We start from the raw sequence: 16,798 nt of genomic DNA, 5'->3' as shown, positions 1-16,798 counted from the left end.
TTCTAGGGCTAGGCCCGGCTCGAAAGTAGCGAAGACAGGGGGCGGAACGGCTGCAGCCACGCACCCTCGTCGGGCAGCGCGTCGAGGCTCACGCGTGGCAGCGGCTCCCGGAACACCCCGGCGATGTCTTCGAGATCAACGAAGTCCAGAGTAGGGGAAGCCAACGCCCAGGCGGCGTGCTCGCGGAACCCGAGTACCTTGACCGGGACCCCGGTTGCGGCGATCTCCTCGAGCGGCTCGCGGAAGGCCTGGCCGTCCGCGGAGGCGACGACGAGCCCACCGAGTCCCGGCGAGTACCGCCGGACGTCGATGTGATCGAGCATGTCGTCGTCGACATCGCTGTCGTCATCGACCTTCGGCTTGGCGAACACCGCGTAGCCGACGTTCCGCAGGGCCTCGACCCATGGGCGGACCACGTCGGCGGTGCCGGGTGCGATGTTGGTGAAGACGGTGGCCTCGGGCTCGAGCCGGAGTGCGGTGCCGGATTCGCGGCTCGCCGCGCCGTCCGACTCCAGGGTGGCCGTGAACTCCAGCAACCAGCGCCCGAGCGCGTCGAAGCGCGGGCGGTGCGCCGCGGTGGGCCGGCCGCCCAGGATGGAGCCGAGCCCCATGTCCAGGTTGGGCGCGTCCCACACCAGCAGGACGCGCCGGGCCGGATCGGCGGTCACGACGGACTCGTCGGTCGGACTCGTCACGACACCTCTCCTTCCTCCACGCGCTCCCAGACGAACTCGTGGATCTCGCGGCCCACCTGCGCGGCCTTGTCCTGGAACTTGGTCACCGGGCGGTCGACGGAGATCGGCAGGCCGGCGTCGGCGAGGCGCGGGGGCAGTGCCACAGGCCGCAGGAGCGGCTCCGAGGGTGCGGTCTCCGCAATCGCCTCTGCATAGTCTGCATGATCAGTGGCCACGTGCAGAATCCCTCCGACCCGCAGGCGATCGGCGATGAGCCCGAACATGCGCTCCGAGAGCAGCCGGCGCTTATGGTGGCGCGCCTTGGGCCACGGGTCCGGGAAGTACACGCGCACGCCCGTGAGCGAGCCCGGGGCCACCATGTCCTCGAGCATCGCGACACCGTCGCCCCGCACGACCCGCACGTTCGTCAAGCCCGCGCGCTGCACGGCTCCCACCAGCTGGGCGATGCCGGGCAGGTAGACCTCCACCGCGACCACGTCCAGATCGGGCTCGGCCTGTGCCATGGCCCAGGTCGACGTTCCGGTGCCCGACCCGATCTCGACGACGAGCGGGGCCTCGCGGCCGAACCACGCCGCCGCGTCCAGGGGGTGCGGCGGTACCGGGAAGGCCCCGTCGGGGAGCTCGGGGGCACCGTCGGCGGAGAGGGGAGAGGCGGGCGGGATGTCCCGGCCCAGGGTGTCCCAGCCGGTGTCCATCGCCAGCTGCTGAGCGGGGGTGAGGGAGGCGCGGCGGGAACGGAAACTGGTTACTCGCGGGTACAGCCGACGGTGCTCGGCACGGGGATCCTGGGACTGTGGCACGCTCTCCATCGTCCCAGCTTTGCGGATGTGACCTAGCATTGGCCGCATGATCGTGCGTAACAGTCGCCACACGGCGCTCCGCCTGGCCACCCTGATGGTGGCCCTGCTCGCCGCGTTCGGCCTCGTCGCCGCGTGCTCGAAGAGCAGCGACGCGAAGCAGTCCGACGCCCCGTTGCCCGACGCGAAGACCGTCATCGACGCCTCGGCGGCGTCCGCCCGCGCCCTGCACGACGTGCAGTTGGACCTCTCGGTCGACGGCACGGTGCCGAACCTGCCCGTCAAGAGCGTCACCGCCTACCTCACCAACCAGCCGAAGGTCTCCGGACAGGGCGACGCGGAGGTCACCTTCAACGGCACCCAGGTCAAGGCCAAGTTCGTCGTGGTCGACGCGCATCTGTGGGCGCAGTTCGGTTCGGGGCAGGCCTACCAGGACATGGGCCTGGCCGCCGACATCTACGACGCCTCGGCCATCCTGGACCCCGAGAAGGGCATCGCCAAGCTCCTCTCGTCGGTCCATGAGCCCAAGGTCGAGGGCCGCGAGCAGATCGGCGGTACCGACGCGATCCGGATCTCCGGCATCATCCCGGGCACCGCGCTCGCCGGCATCGTCCCGAAGGCCGCCCTCGGCGACCGGCCGCTGACCTTCTGGGTCCAGGAGGCCGCGCCGAACAACCTCGTGCGCGCCAACGTGGGCTTCGACAACGGGACGCTGATCGTGACGCTCTCGGACTGGGGCAAGAAGGTCACCCTGCTGGACCCGAAGACCGCGAAGTGACGCTCACGGCTCCGTCGGAGGCGTCCGGCGCGGTCCGGGGGCGCGGCGTGGCCATCGGCGCCGCGGGCCTGGCGGTGCTCCTCGGCGCGCTGGACACCTATGTGGTGGTCTCGGTGCTCGAGGACATCATGCGCAGCGTCGAGATCCCGATCAACAAGATCCAGCTCGCCACGCCGATCATCACCTGGTACCTCCTGGGGTACATCGCGGCCATGCCGCTGCTCGGCCGCCTGTCCGACCGGTTCGGGCGCCGCCTGGTGCTGCAGGCCAGCCTCGCGCTGTTCATCGTCGGGTCGATCGTGACCGCGTTCGCGGACACCGTCCCCGAGGTCCTCGCGGGCCGGGTGGTGCAGGGCGTCGCGAGCGGCGCGCTGCTGCCCGTGACCCTCGCCCTGGCGGCCGACCTCTGGTCCGCGCGCCGACGGGCCGCCGTGCTCGGCTGGGTGGGCGCCGCGCAGGAGCTGGGCAGCGTCCTCGGCCCCGTGGTCGGCGTGGGCGTGGTGACGCTGGTGCACGACCACGTCGCGTCGGTGGCCCGCGAGGACGCCTGGCGGGTGGTGTTCTGGGTCAACGTGCCGCTGGCGCTCATCGCGATGCTGCTCCTGCAGGTCACGGTGCCCAAGCGCGCCGTGACGAAGGAGAAGGTCGACGTGGTCGGCGGGCTGCTGCTCGCCGTCGCGCTGGGCCTGTCGGTGATCGGCCTCTACAACCCCGAGCCCGACGGCGAGCACGTCCTGCCGCCGAACGGGCTGTGGCTGCTCCTGGGGGCCGCGGTCGCCTTCGTGCTGTTCGGCGTGTGGGAGCGGTTCGCGCGCACCAAGCTGATCGCGGCCGCCGGCATGCGGGTGCGCCCGTTCCTGGCCTCGTGCGCCGCGTCGGTGTGCGCGGGCGCGGCGCTCATGGTCACGTTGGTCGACGTCGAGATCTACGCCCGCGCGGTCCTCGAGCGCGACGGGGTGGCCGCCGTGCTCACCCTCGTGCGGTTCCTGTTGGCGCTGCCCGTGGGCGCCGTGCTCGGCGGGTTCCTGGCGACGCGCGTGGGCGACCGCCTCGTGTCGGTGGTCGGGCTGCTCGTCGCGACGGGCGGCTACCTGCTCATCGCGACCTGGCCCACCGACGTGCTCTCCGCCCACTACCTGGGTTTCCTGCCCGCGCTGGACACCTCGCTCGCGATCGCCGGCTTCGGCCTCGGCCTGGTGATCGGCCCCCTGTCGTCGGCCGCGCTGCGCGCGGTGCCGCTCTCGCAGGCCGGGATCGCGTCCGCGCTGCTCGTGGTCGCCCGGATGAGCGGCATGCTCATCGGCGTCGCCGCGCTGACCACCTTCGGCTTCTACCGCCTGAACTCGATCGTCAACGCCATGCCGCCGGTCGTCCCGCAGGGCGACTTCACGCAGACGGTGCGGGCGGTCGCCCGGCAGACGCAGGAGGCCTATGCCCACATGTTCGGCGAGGTCTTCCTGGTGACCGCGGGGATCTGTGTGGTGGGCGCCGTACTCGCGGCGTTCGTGGCCGGCGGGCGGCACCAATCGGAGGATTCGCCCGCCGCGGACGACGACGCGCTCGTACGCTCCCGGTAGCGGCCGGCGCGGGGGCGCCGGCCGGGAGTGGGGGCTCTCATGGGGGATTCAGCTGTCCGGAGTGTGACCGGGGATCCGACGGTGCGCACGGGGCCGCCGTGCGTCCGCGTGCTCGGCCGCGAGGGCGTCGGTAAGACGGTGCTCGGCGCGGCCCTGCGCGCCCGCTCGGTCGCACTGTCCGACGGTGCCGCCGACGCGGTGCTGTACTGCTTCGCGGGTGGCCTGCGCGCCACCGACCGGGCCGCGCTCGACGATCTCGCCGCGGGATCGTCCGGCCCGCCGCCGGTCGTGGCCTGGACCCGGGCCGACGCGGCGGGTTCGTGGCGCGCCGCCGACGCCTACGCCGAACGCCTCGGCGAGGTGCTGGGCGGCCCGGTGATCCCGGTGATGGCACTGCTCGACGATGTCGACCCCGTCGACCTGCCCGCGGTGCGCCGCCTCGCGCAGTCCGACCTGGCGCTGCCGGAGTCCGCGGTCGCGGCCCGGGCGGCGCTCGGCGCGGACGCCGGGCTGCTCTCCCGGCTCGGTGGCTACGGCCTGGCCTGCGCGATCGGTGCGCTGCGCGGGTCACCGTCGATGTCCGACGACGAGCTCCTCGCCGGCCTGCGCGACCTGAGCGGCGTCGACGCCCTGCTGGCGCCGCTCGCCGCCGCGATCGACGGCCACGAGGAGCGCCGGGAGGCCGAGTTCGAGGACCTGCTGCGCACCGTCGCCGTGACGGACTGCGCTCGACGGGACGCGGCGGAGCGTATCCTGCTCGACCGGCTCGGGCGCGTGTCGTGACGATCCTGGTGGCCGGGCAGGACCCGGCGGGCGCGGTCGCGGTCGCGTCCCGGCTGGGCGGCGACGCGGCGGCGGTCGGTGCCGACGGTGTGCTCACCCCGCTCGGCGAGCACCGTGACCAGCACGACGTGGGCGTGTACGTGCTCGACGCCTGCGTCCCGGCCGACGCCGTCGACCTCGCCGCGCTCGGACGGCTGCGGGCCGGCCTGCCGACGGTGCTCGTCGCGACCGGGGCCGAGGTCTACCCGGACGCGGCGGAGACGACGGACGTCTCGGCGCGTCGCCTCGGCGCCGACGTGCTCGCCGTCCAACCGGACTCGGGCGCCGGCTTCGAGGCGCTGCAGGCGGCGCTGGAGCACCCCGCGCCGCCGGTGCCCCGCCCGCCCCGGCCCGCACCGTCGAACCCGGCGCTGGAACGTGCGGACCGCTCCGCGTACCTGCGCGCGACGGTCGCCCGGCTGCGGGCGAGCCTGCTCGCGGCGTCGGCGGAGGGCTTCCGCCGGCCGGAGGACGGCGACGAGCGTCTCGACGACCACGACGACGTCTGCGCGCGTCTCGACGGCGTGGTCGTGGAGTTGGAGCGGTCGCTGCGCGCGCAGCTGCGCGCCGTCTACCGGGGGACCTTCGCGGGCTGGCCCGCGGTGCCGGAACCCGCGGCCCCGTCGTTGCCCCGCGCCGATCCGCCGGCCGCGCCCGCGCGCCGCCGCGGCCCCGAGGACGCAGCGGTCCTCGTGCTGGGGGCGTCGGCGGGGCTGGGGATCGGCCGGGCCGTGGCCGCACCCCTGGACGTGTTGGGCGGGGCGCGCTGGCTGGCTCTGCCGATCAGCCTCGCGGTCGGGCTGGCGGCGGCGGTGTGGCTGCTGCGGGTCCGTCGCCGGACCGCCGCGCGGTCGGAGCGCCGGAACCGGGCGGACGCGGCGTCGGCGGTCTTCCGGCAGCGGGTCGAGGTGGAGCTGACGGCCGCCCTGGTGGCGGCGGAGGCCGATGCCGCTCTGCGGATCGCGCGCGGTCCGGCGACCGACCCCGGTGCGGGGCGCGCATCGGGAACCGGTCCCGGGGCCGGTGCGTCTAATTCATATGGACCATGATTTCGGTCTGTTCGCGCCCTCCGGCGGGGGAGCGTTCGGGCCCGAGCTGTTCGACGGTGCCGTCCCCGCCGAGGGACCCACGCCCGGCGGGCTGTGGGTGCAGGCCGAGGGCGGGTGGTTCGACGTGCACGCCCTCGATACCGACGGTGACGGGCTGGTCGACACGGGCACGCTGACGGACGCGTCCGGAACAGCGGTCTTCACCGATCTCGACGCGGACGGTGTCGCGGACGTCTACCACCGGGTTCGGACGGACGGCACCTTCGAGACGTGGCGGTTCTCCGGCGGCGCCTGGCGTCTGATGGACCGCGGCGACGTGGGGTGAAGCGGGAGGGGGTGGCCGGCGGAGTAACGCCGGCCGTGTGATGTGAGATGACGCACGTCACCCTCGGTGCTGTGACCTTGCCCGATGTGTGACACTGGTCCAAAGGTTCGGATTGCGACTCTCGGAGATGACACATATGACGTCAGCCACCATTCCCGGTCTCGAGGGGGATCTCCCCACGAAGCACGCGCAGCTCATCGAGTGGGTGCGCGAGGTCGCCGAGCTCACGCAGCCCGACCGCGTCGTGTGGGCCGACGGCTCCGACGAGGAGTGGGACCGCCTCACGTCCGAGATGGTGGCGGCCGGCACGTTCACCAAGCTGAACGAGGATCGCAAGCCCAACTCCTTCCTCGCGCTCTCGGATCCGGCGGACGTGGCGCGCGTGGAGTCGCGCACCTACATCTGTTCGGAGACCAAGGAGGCCGCCGGCCCCACGAACAACTGGATGCGCCCCGCCGAGATGCGCGCCACGATGACCGATCTCTACCGCGGCTGCATGCAGGGCCGCACCATGTACGTGGTGCCCTTCTGCATGGGCCCGCTGGGTGCCGACGATCCGAAGCTCGGCGTCGAGCTCACCGACAGCCCGTACGTCGTCGTCTCGATGAAGATCATGACCCGTATGGGCCAGGCCGTGCTGGACAAGCTCGGTGACGAGGGCTTCTTCGTCAAGGGCATCCACTCCGTGGGCAAGCCGCTCGCGCCGGGCGAGGCCGACGTGCCGTGGCCGTGCAGCGAGACCAAGTACATCACCCACTTTCCGGAGACCCGCGAGATCTGGTCCTACGGCTCCGGTTACGGCGGCAACGCCCTGCTGGGCAAGAAGTGCTACGCGCTGCGCATCGCCTCGGCCATGGCGCACGACGAGGGCTGGCTCGCCGAGCACATGCTCATCCTCAAGTTGATCTCGCCGGAGGACAAGGTCTACTTCGTCGCCGCTGCGTTCCCGTCGGCCTGCGGCAAGACCAACCTGGCGATGATCCAGCCGACCCTGCCGGGCTGGCGCGCGGAGACCGTCGGTGACGACATCGCCTGGATGCGCTTCGGCAAGGACGGCCGCCTTTACGCCGTGAACCCGGAGTTCGGCTTCTTCGGCGTCGCCCCCGGTACGTCGATGGACTCGAACCCGAACGCCATGAAGACGATCGAGGCCGGCAACACCATCTTCACCAATGTCGCCAAGACCGACGGTGGCGATGTGTGGTGGGAGGGCATGTCCGCCGCCCCGCAGCACCTCACGGACTGGAAGGGCCAGGACTGGGAGTCCAGCTCGGCCGAGAACGAGGACGGTGTGGTCACCGTCGCGGCGCACCCGAACTCGCGCTACACCACCCCGATGTCGCAGTGCCCGTCGATCGCCCCCGAGTGGGACGACCCGCAGGGCGTGCCGATCTCGGCCATCCTCTTCGGCGGCCGCCGCAAGACGACGGTGCCGCTGGTCACGCAGGCGCGCGACTGGAAGCACGGCGTCTTCATGGGCGCGACCGTCGGCTCGGAGCAGACCGCCGCCGCCGAGGGCAAGGTCGGCACCGTTCGCCGCGACCCGATGGCGATGCTGCCCTTCCTGGGCTACAACGTGGGCGACTACTTCGACCACTGGCTCAACATCGGTAAGCAGGCCGACGAGTCGAAGCTGCCGGCCGTGTTCTACGTGAACTGGTTCCGCCGCGGCGAGGACAAGCGTTTCCTGTGGCCCGGATTCGGCGAGAACAGCCGCGTGCTCAAGTGGATCGTCGATCGCATCGAGGGCAACGCCGCGGGCAAGGAGACCCCGATCGGCATCGTCGCCACCCCGGAGGAGCTGGATCTCACCGGTCTGGACACGCCGGTCGAGGACGTCGCCGAGGCGCTCGCGGTCAACGTCGACGAGTGGAAGGGCGAGCTGCCGTCGATCGACGAGTGGTTCGACTTCGTGGGCGATAAGCTGCCCACCGGCCTCAAGGACGAGCTGGACGCGCTCAAGCAGCGCCTGGGCTGATCCCCTGATACGTGCTGCGCCCCCGCCGTTCTCGGCGGGGGCGCAGTGCTGTCCGGGCTACCGCAGACGGCGCTCCGCGTCAGGCGCGTGACCAGTCCCGCTGCCGCAGGTCGAGCTTGAGGATCTTGCCGGCGCCGGAGACGGGGAGCGCGTCGACGAACGCGACGGACCGCGGCAGCTTGTAGTTCGCGATGTGCGTGCGCGCGAAGGCGCGCAGCTCGTCGGAGGTGAGGGAGGCACCGTCGGCGAGCACGACGACGGCGTGCACCCGCTCGCCCCACTCCTCGTCGGGCACGCCGATCACGGCGACCTGCGCGACCGCGGGGTGCTTGGCGAGCGCGTTCTCCACCTCCACCGAGTAGACGTTCTCGCCGCCGGTGATCACCATGTCCTTGATCCGGTCGGCGATGAAGACGTACCCGTCGGTGTTCATGTATCCGGCGTCGCCGGTGTGCATCCAGCCGCCGCGCAGCGCCTCGGCGGTCTCGGCCTCCTTGTTCCAGTAACCCGTCATCAGGTGGTCGCCGCGCACCACGATCTCGCCGACCTCGCCGCGTGGCACCTCCGCGTCGTCGAAGTCCACGATCCGCACCTCGGAGTGCGCGGCGGGGCGGCCGCAGCTGCGCCGCAGCGAGAGATCGTCGTGGTCCTCGGCGGTGAGGAGCGTGGCGACGGGAGCCACCTCGGTCATCCCGTAGGCCTGCGTGAGACGCGCCTGCGGGACCAGGGCGTGCGTCCGCTCGAGCACCGCTTCGGAGATCGGGGACGCGCCGTACATGATCCGGGTCAGGCTCGACAGGTCCGCCGCGCGTCCCTCGGGCGAGTCGATGAGCATCTGGATCATCGTGGGGACGAGGAGGGCGTCGGTGACGCGGTGCTCCTCGATCGCCGCGGCAACCCCCGCCGGGGTGAACGACGGGACCATGACGTGCGTGGCCCGCGTCAGGCAGGCGATGTTCCACGCGGCGAGGTCCGCCAGATGGAACATCGGTGCCGCGTGCAGGAGGACGCCGCCGCGGTTCAGCATGCCGGTGGTCACCAGCGAGCCCATCGCCGAGGTCAGGCACGCGCGGTGGGAGAGCATGACGCCCTTCGGCGCACCTGTCGTGCCGCCGGTGTAGAAGATCCCGTACAGGTCGTCGCCGCGGCGCCGCGCGTCCTCGACCGGGGCGGACTCGGCGATGAGCGCCTCGTAGCCGAGCATGCCGTCGGGCACCGCGCCCTCGCCCGCGAAGATCACGGAGTGCAGGTTCGGCGCGAGCGTGCGGAGCTCGGGCACCAGCGGCGCGAAGGCGTCGTCGACCACCAGGATGTCCGTCGCGCAGTCGACGAGGGAGTACGCGATCTCCGCGGCGCTCCAGCGCACGTTGACGGGGTTGACCACGCACCCCGCCCACGGGGTCGCGAGCAGGAACTCGTGATAGCGGTCGCTGTTGAGCGACAGGATGCCGATCCGGTCGCCCTCCCGCGCCCCGAGCCCGCGGAACGCGCCGGCGAGCCGGGGCACTCGGTCGGCTGTTTCGGCGGCCGTGCGGCGGCGATCGCGGTACACGGTCACGACGTGCTGCGGCACGGCCTGAGCGGTCTGGGACAGCGATTGGGTGATCTGCACGTCAATCCTCCGAGGAGTGAACGGATACAAGTGTGATGTCGGCTACATCGAGATCGACTATTGCATGTCAGGGCCGGACTGTGCAATAAATGTGAATATTCAATCGTATGGAGGTAGAAATGATTCGGACATACGTCGCCGGCGTCGGGATGGTTCCCTTCGCCACCCCGCGCACGGCCGAGCCCTACGACGTGATGGCACCCGCCGCGATCCGGGCCGCCCTCGCCGACGCGGGCGTCGAGCTCGCGGACGTGCAGCAGGCCTACGCCGGGTACGTCTACGGCGATTCCACGAGCGGCCAGCGCGCGCTGTACCGGGTCGGCACGACGGGGATCCCGGTGGTCAACGTCAACAACAACTGCTCGACGGGGTCGTCCGCGCTCTTCCTCGCGCGGCAGGCGGTCGCATCCGGCGCCGCGGACTGCGTGTTGGCCTTCGGCTTCGAGCAGATGGAACGCGGGGCGCTCGCCATCAAGTGGCCCGACCGGCCGAGCCCGTTCGTCGACTTCATGGCGATCGCCGAGGGGCGGAACGGTGCAAGTGAAGCACCGTTCGCCGCTCAGCTCTTCGGCGGCGCCGGCTCCGAGTACGCCGAGCGGTACGGCGTCGCGCCGGAGACCTTCGCCAAGGTCGCGGTCAAGGCCCGCACGCACGCCGCGAACAACCCGTTCGCGGTCTTCCGGGAGCCCGTCACCGTCGAGGAGGTGATGGCGTCGCCGCAGATCTTCGGCCCGCTCACGCGGCTCCAGTGCTGCCCGCCCACCTGCGGGGCCGCCGCCGCGCTCCTCGTCAGCGAGGACTTCGCCCGCGCCCGCGGCCTGCGTACGACGGTCGCGATCGCCGCGCAGGCGATGACCACCGACGGCCCGGCCTCCTTCGACGGCTCGCTGGTGAACCTCGTCGGGGCGGACATGAGCCGCCGTGCCGCGGACCAGGTGTACGAGGCCGCGGGCGTGGACCCGAAGGACGTGCGCGTGGTGGAGCTGCACGACTGCTTCACCGCGAACGAGATCCTCTCTTACGAGTCGCTGCGGCTCACCCCGGACGGCACGGCGGAGAAGTTCATCGAGGACGGCGACAACACCTACGGCGGCGCGGTGGTCACCAACCCGTCGGGCGGCCTGCTGTCCAAGGGGCATCCGCTGGGTGCCACGGGCCTCGCGCAGTGCGCGGAGCTGTCCTGGCAGCTGCGCGGCGAGGCGGGGGCCCGCCAGGTCGACGGTGCCTCCCTGGCCCTGCAGCACAACATCGGGCTCGGCGGCGCGGCCGTGGTGACGCTCTACGAGCGGGGCGAGCGGTGATCGACCGCGACCAGGCCCTGGCCCTGGCCCTGCCCGAGTTCGCCGTCGACGTCGAGCGCGGCCGGCTGCGCTTCTTCGCGCAGGCGATCGGCGAGACCGATCCCGTGTTCACCCATCTCGACGCGGCCCGCGCCGCGGGCCACCGCGACCTACCCGCGCCACCGACCTTCGTCTTCGGCCTGGCCCTCGAGGCGCCGGAGCCCTTCGGCTACCTCGGCGCGCTCGGGATCGACCTGCGCCACATCCTGCACGGCGAGCAGCGCTTCGACCATCACGCCGTCGTCTGCGCCGGAGACCGGATCACCGTGCGGGAGAGCATCGTCGACGTCTACGCCAAGAGTGGTGGCGCCCTCGAGTTCCTCGTCAAACGCTCCGAATTCCTCCGCGACGGCGAGTCCGTCGCCACGGCCACCTCGACGATCGTCGTCCGCCGCCCGCAGGAGGCCGCCGCATGAGATTCCTGAGTCAACCCCTACGCGGCATTCGGGAGGTTTCTGGCGGTTCGGTGCTGCGGGTTGTAGGGGGTTTGGGTGCGCCAGCAGGCCCAGATGATGCGGAGCCAGGATCGGCCGAGGGTGCGCAGGGCGTGGGGGTGCCGCTGCCCGCGGGCGCGGGCGTCGACGTAGCGTTGCTGGGCCCAGGGGTCGCCGCGGCGGCTGTTGTCGATCCAGGTGTGCAGGGCCTGCCGTGCGCGTCTGTTGGTGGCGTGCCGGAAACCCACGACGTGGCTCTTGCCGGACGCGCGGGTCACCGGCGCGATGCCGGTTTCAGCGGCGAACTGCTCGAAACTGGTGGCGCGTTCGAGGATCGGTCCGACCTCGCCGATGATCTGGGCAAGGTTGAGGGTGCCGATCCGCGGCAGATCCTTGAGCAGCGGCGCGTAGGGATGCGTCGTGACCTTGTCGGCGATGACCTTGTCCAGGCCGTCGACAGCGGTCTGCAGTGCGCGGACGACACCGACCTGGGCGGTGATGACATGCGTGATGATCTCGTCGCCGATGCTGCTGTCCGGGATGGGGGCCGCCCGGAGTCGTTCGAGCAGTTCGGAGCCGGAACGCCGGCCGCTGTAGCCGTGCTTGCGGCAGAACGACTCCAACTGCTTGGCGGTGAGCTTGGCCGCGGATTCGGCCGTCGGGTAGCGGGTGAGGAAGGCGATCGCGATCGCCGAATGGAGCGCGGCGAACACCGCTTTACCGCCCGGCCAGTACTGATCGAGCAGGGCAGCGAGCTGGTTGACCGCGGCGATCCGCAGCTCCAGCTGATCTCCCCGCGCCCGGGTCAGGGCCTGCAACTCGCGCGTCGCGGCAGTCACCGGCTGCAAGCGCGGGAGGCGATGACCGTCGGTGCGGGCGTAGTCGGCGAGCTTGAACGAATCCCCCGGGTCGGTCTTGGCCCGCGCAGCACCCCACCGCGGCCTTGCGGCATGGAAGGCATTGGGATGCACCGGGATCACCGGATGTCCTGCAACGGTCAGCCGATCCACCACCAGTCCGCGGGTCGTCTCGATCGCCACCGGCAACTCGCTCGGGTCGCCGAACTCCGCAAGTCGGTTGATCGCCGCAGTGATACCGGCCTCGGTATGTGGGACCGCCGATCGATGCACTTTGCCGCCGTTGTCATCGATGATGGTCATGTCATGGGTACTGTTGCCCCAATCCCAGCCGACGAACATGCAACTCCTCCTCGCAGGTCAACACTCGATCTGCTCGGAGTGGGGAGACGCTGCCGGAAGCTCACTAATCGGCCCTCTGCGGGGCGTGTTCCTGACGCCGGTCGGCGGCTCCCGGCCCGGCGGAGCCGGCAGAACTCATGCTGGCCCTCACGGGGCATGCGCACAGGGCCGTGCACCCGCCGGTACCGAGAGATCACAACCCTAACCGATCGGGCTGCAGAAAGGATGGTGCCCTAGTGAGCGCGACCGTCGAGGTGGGCACCGAGCTGCCCCCGCTCGCCGTCGGCGAGATCACCCGCACCACCCTGGCCCTGTTCGCGGGTGCGAGCGGTGACCACAACCCCATGCACATCGACCTCGACGTCGCCCGCTCGGCGGGCCTCGACGATGTCTTCGCCCACGGCATGCTCGGCATGGCGCACCTGGGTCGACTGCTCACGGGATGGGCCGGCGTGCAACGCATCCGAAGCTTCGCGGTGCGGTTCGTCGCCATCACCCCCGTGCACGCCGAGCCCGTCTGCCGGGGCACGGTCGTGGCGGTCGACGGTGCCGCACGCACCGCCACCGTCGACCTCACCGTCTCCCTCGCCGACGGCACCACGACCCTCACGGGCACCGCCGTCGTCGACCTCTGATCCCTACCCCGAAGGAGTACCACCCATGTCCGCACTGAGCGGCAAGGTCGCCGTGATCACCGGATCCGGCCGCGGCATCGGCCGTGAGATCGCCCTCAAGCTCGCCGCCGACGGCGCGGCCGTCGTGGTGAACGACCTCGACGCGGCGCCCGCGGCGCAGACCGTCGCCGATATCGAGGCGGCCGGCGGCCGCGCCGTGGCCTGCGCCGGGAGCGTCACCGACGAGGGCTTCGCGGAGCGCTTCATCGGCACCGCGATCGATGAACTCGGCGGGCTCGACATCATCGTCAACAATGCCGGCTACACGTGGGACTCGGTCGTGCAGAAGATGACCGACGAGCAGTGGGACGCGATCCTCGACGTGCACCTCAAGGCCCCGTTCCGGATTCTGCGCGCCGCGCAGCCGGTGATCTCCGGTCTCGTCAAGGCCGCCCGCGCGGAGGGCCGCGAGGTGCCGTGCCGCAAGGTGGTCAACATCTCCTCGATCGCCGGGCTCGGCGGCAACGCGGGGCAGGCCAACTACGCCGCGGCCAAGGCGGGCGTGACGGGCCTGACGAAGACCATCGCCAAGGAGTGGGGCCGGTACAACGTCACCGTCAACACCGTCGCCTTCGGCCTCATCACCACCCGCCTCACGGAGGCGCCCGCCGGTGGCGGCGGCAGCATCGACGTAGCCGGCCGGGAGATCAAGGTGGGGGTGAACCCGCAGCTGCTCGACGCGATGGCCGCGCAGATCCCGTTGGGCCGCGCGGGGACGCCCCAGGAGGCCGCGGGCGCCGTCTACCTGCTGTGCCGGCCCGAGTCCGACTACGTCAGCGCGCAGACCCTGGTCTGCGGGGGCGGCTACATGATCTAGGCGCCATAGTCTTGTCACTCATGGAGACGACACCGGTGCGCGCACGACCGGCAAACCGGCGCGAGCTCATCATCGAGGCCGCCACCGCGGCGTTCGCGACGCGCGGATACGAGAACGTCGCGATGAGCGCGGTGGCCGACGCCGTGGGGGTGCGCCCTTCGGCCCTGTACCGCCACTTCGCGAACAAGGAGGCGATGCTCGCGGCGGCCTTCGAGGCTTACGTGCGGGGCCTGCGCGAGGCGCTGGCGGCGGGATCCGCGGCGGACCGGTTCGGGCCGCTGATCGACCGGATCCTCGCGCACCGGGCCGCGGGCCGGCTGTGGATCCGGGAGGCCCGGTACCTGTCGGCGGACGCGGCCGCGGAGATCCGCGAGACGCTCCTGGCGGAGCTCGACGCGGCGGTCGCGGCGCCGGGCGACGGTGCCGGGGGGCGCGTCCGTTCGATCGCGGTACTCGGCGTCCTGCTGAGTACCGCGATGCACGCCACGGAGTCGGCCGCGCCGCCGATGCGCGTCGTCCTGTCCGGGTTGGTCTCCCGGGCGGTGACCGGTCCGCTCGGGAACGACGCCGTGCCCGCCGCGCTTCGTGGGCTGGCGCGGGTCGCCAAGCGCGAGCAGATCCTCGCCGCCGCGGTCGAGTTGTTCGCGGCCCGGACCTACGACGGGGTGGCGATGGAGGACATCGCCGCCGCGGTCGACCTCGCGTCGTCGAGCATCTACAACCACTTCGCCAGCAAGGAGGAGATCCTCTCGTCGGCGCTCAACCGCGCCAACGGGTTCGTCCAGGTGGACCTCGACGAGGTGCTCGCCGGCACCGACGATCCGGTCACCGCGCTCCGGGCCGTCGTGGCCAGGTACGCGAGCTTCGTCGTCCATCACCCCGGCATGATGCAGCTGATCGTCTCCGAGCTCGGCGAGCTCAGCTATCGCGAGAGCGCGGTCCTGATCGACGCGCAGCGCGCGTACGTGGGCGAGTGGGCCGAGCTGTACCGCGCAGTCGACGATGCCGAACCCGCCGCCCGCCGCGTGATCGTGATGGGGGCCATCACTGCCATCAATCAGCTCGCCGGCAGCGGGAGCGTGCCGCCCGGGGTCGACGGCACCGATCTCGTGATCGCATACGGCAGAGCGATTCTGGGCCTCGATGGGGAGCATGAGGGCGGACGGGCCACCCGATAGGGCCGGCGGCGGCGCACGAGGCGATGGCAAAGTGCGATGCGCCCGGATTGCGCCGCGGAGGTGGCGGCATCTGCGGCAGGACGTCCGAGGCGGTCCGTTGAGGACGCGGTTTGTCCGGTGTGATCCAAAAAATTACCAGAGCGAAAGAATCGCGATTCACGGTGTGGAACAACGTTGTGCAACGCGACTCCCCCGGGTTGTGGTCGCGTTCACATCGTGTCGTTATCGTTACCCGGGTTTCCTGGATAACCTCGCGTGACTCGTGTTGGCTCGGGGGTGGGTCGAGTCGGTAGGTAGAGAAACCACCTCCGAGTTCCGTTCGTCTTCAAGGCATCTCAAGCATGCGCCGCGCTCCGCACGGAGTAGCGGCGATCGGTCGTGTCCGCCTTCCGATACTCGCCCGCCCGAAGGAATGGTCGTTGCGTGAATGGAGAACGGGAGAGTTCATGTCCAGGTATCAGGGGCGGCATCGTAGGAACAATCGGACCGGTGTCTCGGTGACGCGGATGACCGCGTCGGCGGCAGCCGCTGTGGCGGTGGGGTCGATCTGGTTCGGTGCGGGCGCCGCGCAGGCCGGTGGCGACCCGTCGAAGCCGCCCGCCCCGGTGCAGCCCGGCGTACCCGGTGCGGCGTCCGGCGCGGGAACCACGAACGGCGGCACCGTCGCCGGGACCACGAACGGCGGCGCGGGGCGCACGACGGGCGGTGCCGGCGCGACCGGGACGGGAGGCGCAGGTCGCGGAGGTGGCGCCGGCGCGGGCGGTACCGCCGGTGGCGCAGGCAACGCCGGTGGGACGAACGCCGCAGGCGGGGCGAATGCCGCAGGTCGCTCAGGCGGCGCGAACGCCGCGGGCGGCGCGAATGCCGCGGGTCGTGCGGGCGGTGGGACCGCTGCCGCGCAGGGCGGTGCCGGTGGTTCGAGCGCGAGCGCGCCGGGTGGATCCGGGGGGCGGGTCGCCCCGGCCCAGGCGGCTCCGGCCGCACCCGCACAGTCCGCACCCGCACAGGCCGCTCCCGCCCGGGCGGGTGGCCCCGGAGGGCCCAGCGGTTCCGCGGCGAGCCGCGTCGGGGGCGCAACCGGGAGCGGATCCGCGACCGGTACCGGCGGCGCGAACAGTGCGGCACCCGCCGGCGCGGGCCGAGCGGCGCCGTCGGTCGGGGCCAACGCCGCAGCCCCGGCCCCTGCCGCGGACACGGCGGCCGAGACGACCTCGGGGTCGGACGCGGCGGGTGGGGCTGCGTCCTCGTCGGCCGCCGACCGGGGCTCCTCGGTCGCCCCCATCGGTGCTCGGTCCGTCGGCGGGGCCGCTGAGAGCGGTTCGGGGGCGGCGGGCGGAGGCGCGTCCTCGTCGGGCTCGACCGCGGCAGGTGGTGCATCCACCGCCGGTACCGGCTCGCCCGCGACCGGGTCGGGCGAGGTGTCGACGTCACTCCCCGGTGCATCGGCGGCCGGTGGGCAGCCGGAGAGTCCGTCGGGCGGCGGGCTCATCGGCTCGATCGTCGACAAGGTCCTCTGATCCGCC

16 protein-coding genes are annotated in these 16,798 nt (G+C 71.8%); 12 read left to right on the top strand and 4 right to left on the bottom strand.

What is annotated here, in order from left to right; genetic code table 11:
- Positions 1 to 8: 8 nt before the first annotated feature.
- Together ABZX10_RS10545 and trmB are read right to left on the bottom strand one after the other, a co-directional pair.
- Entirely contained in the window at positions 9 to 695 is a 687-nt protein-coding gene (locus tag ABZX10_RS10545) for an NYN domain-containing protein (RefSeq protein WP_068573768.1), read from the bottom strand.
- The gene (gene trmB / locus ABZX10_RS10540; RefSeq protein WP_355538455.1) at positions 692 to 1,504 is read right to left on the bottom strand and encodes a tRNA (guanosine(46)-N7)-methyltransferase TrmB; all 813 of its coding nucleotides are present in this window, start codon (positions 1,502 to 1,504) and stop codon (positions 692 to 694) included. Before trmB ends, ABZX10_RS10545 begins: the two co-directional genes overlap by 4 nt.
- Positions 1,505 to 1,541: 37 nt before the next feature.
- Here trmB and ABZX10_RS10535 point away from each other — a divergent pair, with 37 nt between their 5' ends.
- From ABZX10_RS10535 to ABZX10_RS10510, 6 genes are all read left to right on the top strand, one after another.
- Positions 1,542 to 2,270, top strand: a complete 729-nt coding sequence (locus tag ABZX10_RS10535) for an LppX_LprAFG lipoprotein (protein ID WP_355538452.1) — start codon at positions 1,542 to 1,544, stop codon at positions 2,268 to 2,270.
- Positions 2,267 to 3,847: an MFS transporter gene (locus tag ABZX10_RS10530; protein ID WP_355538449.1), complete on the top strand. Its 1,581-nt coding sequence runs from the start codon at positions 2,267 to 2,269 to the stop codon at positions 3,845 to 3,847. The genes ABZX10_RS10535 and ABZX10_RS10530 overlap by 4 nt, the downstream gene beginning before the upstream one ends.
- Before the next feature lie 39 nt (positions 3,848 to 3,886).
- Complete coding sequence (locus ABZX10_RS10525) at positions 3,887 to 4,630, top strand: hypothetical protein (RefSeq protein ID WP_355538446.1); 744 nt, start codon at positions 3,887 to 3,889, stop codon at positions 4,628 to 4,630.
- Complete coding sequence (locus ABZX10_RS10520; protein ID WP_355538443.1) at positions 4,627 to 5,718, top strand: hypothetical protein; 1,092 nt, start codon at positions 4,627 to 4,629, stop codon at positions 5,716 to 5,718. The genes ABZX10_RS10525 and ABZX10_RS10520 overlap by 4 nt, the downstream gene beginning before the upstream one ends.
- A complete protein-coding gene (locus ABZX10_RS10515; protein ID WP_355538440.1) occupies positions 5,708 to 6,043 on the top strand; it encodes a DUF6802 family protein in 336 nt (111 codons plus the stop codon). The genes ABZX10_RS10520 and ABZX10_RS10515 overlap by 11 nt, the downstream gene beginning before the upstream one ends.
- A gap of 136 nt (positions 6,044 to 6,179) precedes the next feature.
- Positions 6,180 to 8,021 (top strand): phosphoenolpyruvate carboxykinase (GTP), encoded by a 1,842-nt coding sequence (locus tag ABZX10_RS10510; protein ID WP_355538437.1) that lies wholly within the window; start codon positions 6,180 to 6,182, stop codon positions 8,019 to 8,021.
- 79 nt (positions 8,022 to 8,100) lie between these two features.
- On the opposite strand, the gene ABZX10_RS10505 is transcribed toward ABZX10_RS10510, so the two are convergent.
- The gene (locus ABZX10_RS10505) at positions 8,101 to 9,633 is read right to left on the bottom strand and encodes a long-chain-fatty-acid--CoA ligase (protein WP_355538434.1); all 1,533 of its coding nucleotides are present in this window, start codon (positions 9,631 to 9,633) and stop codon (positions 8,101 to 8,103) included.
- Between the two features lie 119 nt (positions 9,634 to 9,752).
- Here ABZX10_RS10505 and ABZX10_RS10500 point away from each other — a divergent pair, with 119 nt between their 5' ends.
- Both ABZX10_RS10500 and ABZX10_RS10495 read left to right on the top strand, forming a co-directional pair.
- The gene (locus tag ABZX10_RS10500; protein WP_355538431.1) at positions 9,753 to 10,934 is read left to right on the top strand and encodes a lipid-transfer protein; all 1,182 of its coding nucleotides are present in this window, start codon (positions 9,753 to 9,755) and stop codon (positions 10,932 to 10,934) included.
- Entirely contained in the window at positions 10,931 to 11,389 is a 459-nt protein-coding gene (locus tag ABZX10_RS10495; RefSeq protein WP_355538428.1) for a MaoC family dehydratase N-terminal domain-containing protein, read from the top strand. Before ABZX10_RS10500 ends, ABZX10_RS10495 begins: the two co-directional genes overlap by 4 nt.
- A 17-nt stretch (positions 11,390 to 11,406) precedes the next feature.
- Here the strand turns inward: ABZX10_RS10495 and ABZX10_RS10490 are convergent, their stop codons facing one another.
- Complete coding sequence (locus tag ABZX10_RS10490; protein ID WP_355538425.1) at positions 11,407 to 12,606, bottom strand: IS110 family transposase; 1,200 nt, start codon at positions 12,604 to 12,606, stop codon at positions 11,407 to 11,409.
- A gap of 236 nt (positions 12,607 to 12,842) precedes the next feature.
- Between ABZX10_RS10490 and ABZX10_RS10485 the strand changes: the two genes are divergently transcribed.
- From ABZX10_RS10485 to ABZX10_RS10470, 4 genes are all read left to right on the top strand, one after another.
- The gene (locus tag ABZX10_RS10485; protein ID WP_355538422.1) at positions 12,843 to 13,241 is read left to right on the top strand and encodes a MaoC/PaaZ C-terminal domain-containing protein; all 399 of its coding nucleotides are present in this window, start codon (positions 12,843 to 12,845) and stop codon (positions 13,239 to 13,241) included.
- Positions 13,242 to 13,266: 25 nt separating this feature from the next.
- Positions 13,267 to 14,097 carry an SDR family oxidoreductase gene (locus ABZX10_RS10480; protein WP_355538419.1) on the top strand — a complete coding sequence of 277 codons (831 nt, stop codon included), beginning with the start codon at positions 13,267 to 13,269 and terminating at the stop codon, positions 14,095 to 14,097.
- 20 nt (positions 14,098 to 14,117) lie between these two features.
- Positions 14,118 to 15,275: a TetR/AcrR family transcriptional regulator gene (locus tag ABZX10_RS10475; RefSeq protein ID WP_355538416.1), complete on the top strand. Its 1,158-nt coding sequence runs from the start codon at positions 14,118 to 14,120 to the stop codon at positions 15,273 to 15,275.
- A gap of 506 nt (positions 15,276 to 15,781) precedes the next feature.
- On the top strand, positions 15,782 to 16,792 hold the full coding sequence (locus tag ABZX10_RS10470; protein WP_355538413.1) for a hypothetical protein: 1,011 nt from the start codon (positions 15,782 to 15,784) through the stop codon (positions 16,790 to 16,792).
- Positions 16,793 to 16,798: the final 6 nt, after the last annotated feature.

This window comes from Tsukamurella sp. NPDC003166, from assembly GCF_040611135.1.
Taxonomy (GTDB): Bacteria; Actinomycetota; Actinomycetes; order Mycobacteriales; family Mycobacteriaceae; genus Tsukamurella.
Note: the sequence above shows the minus strand (reverse complement) of the source record. Positions and strands in the feature narration are given on the sequence as shown.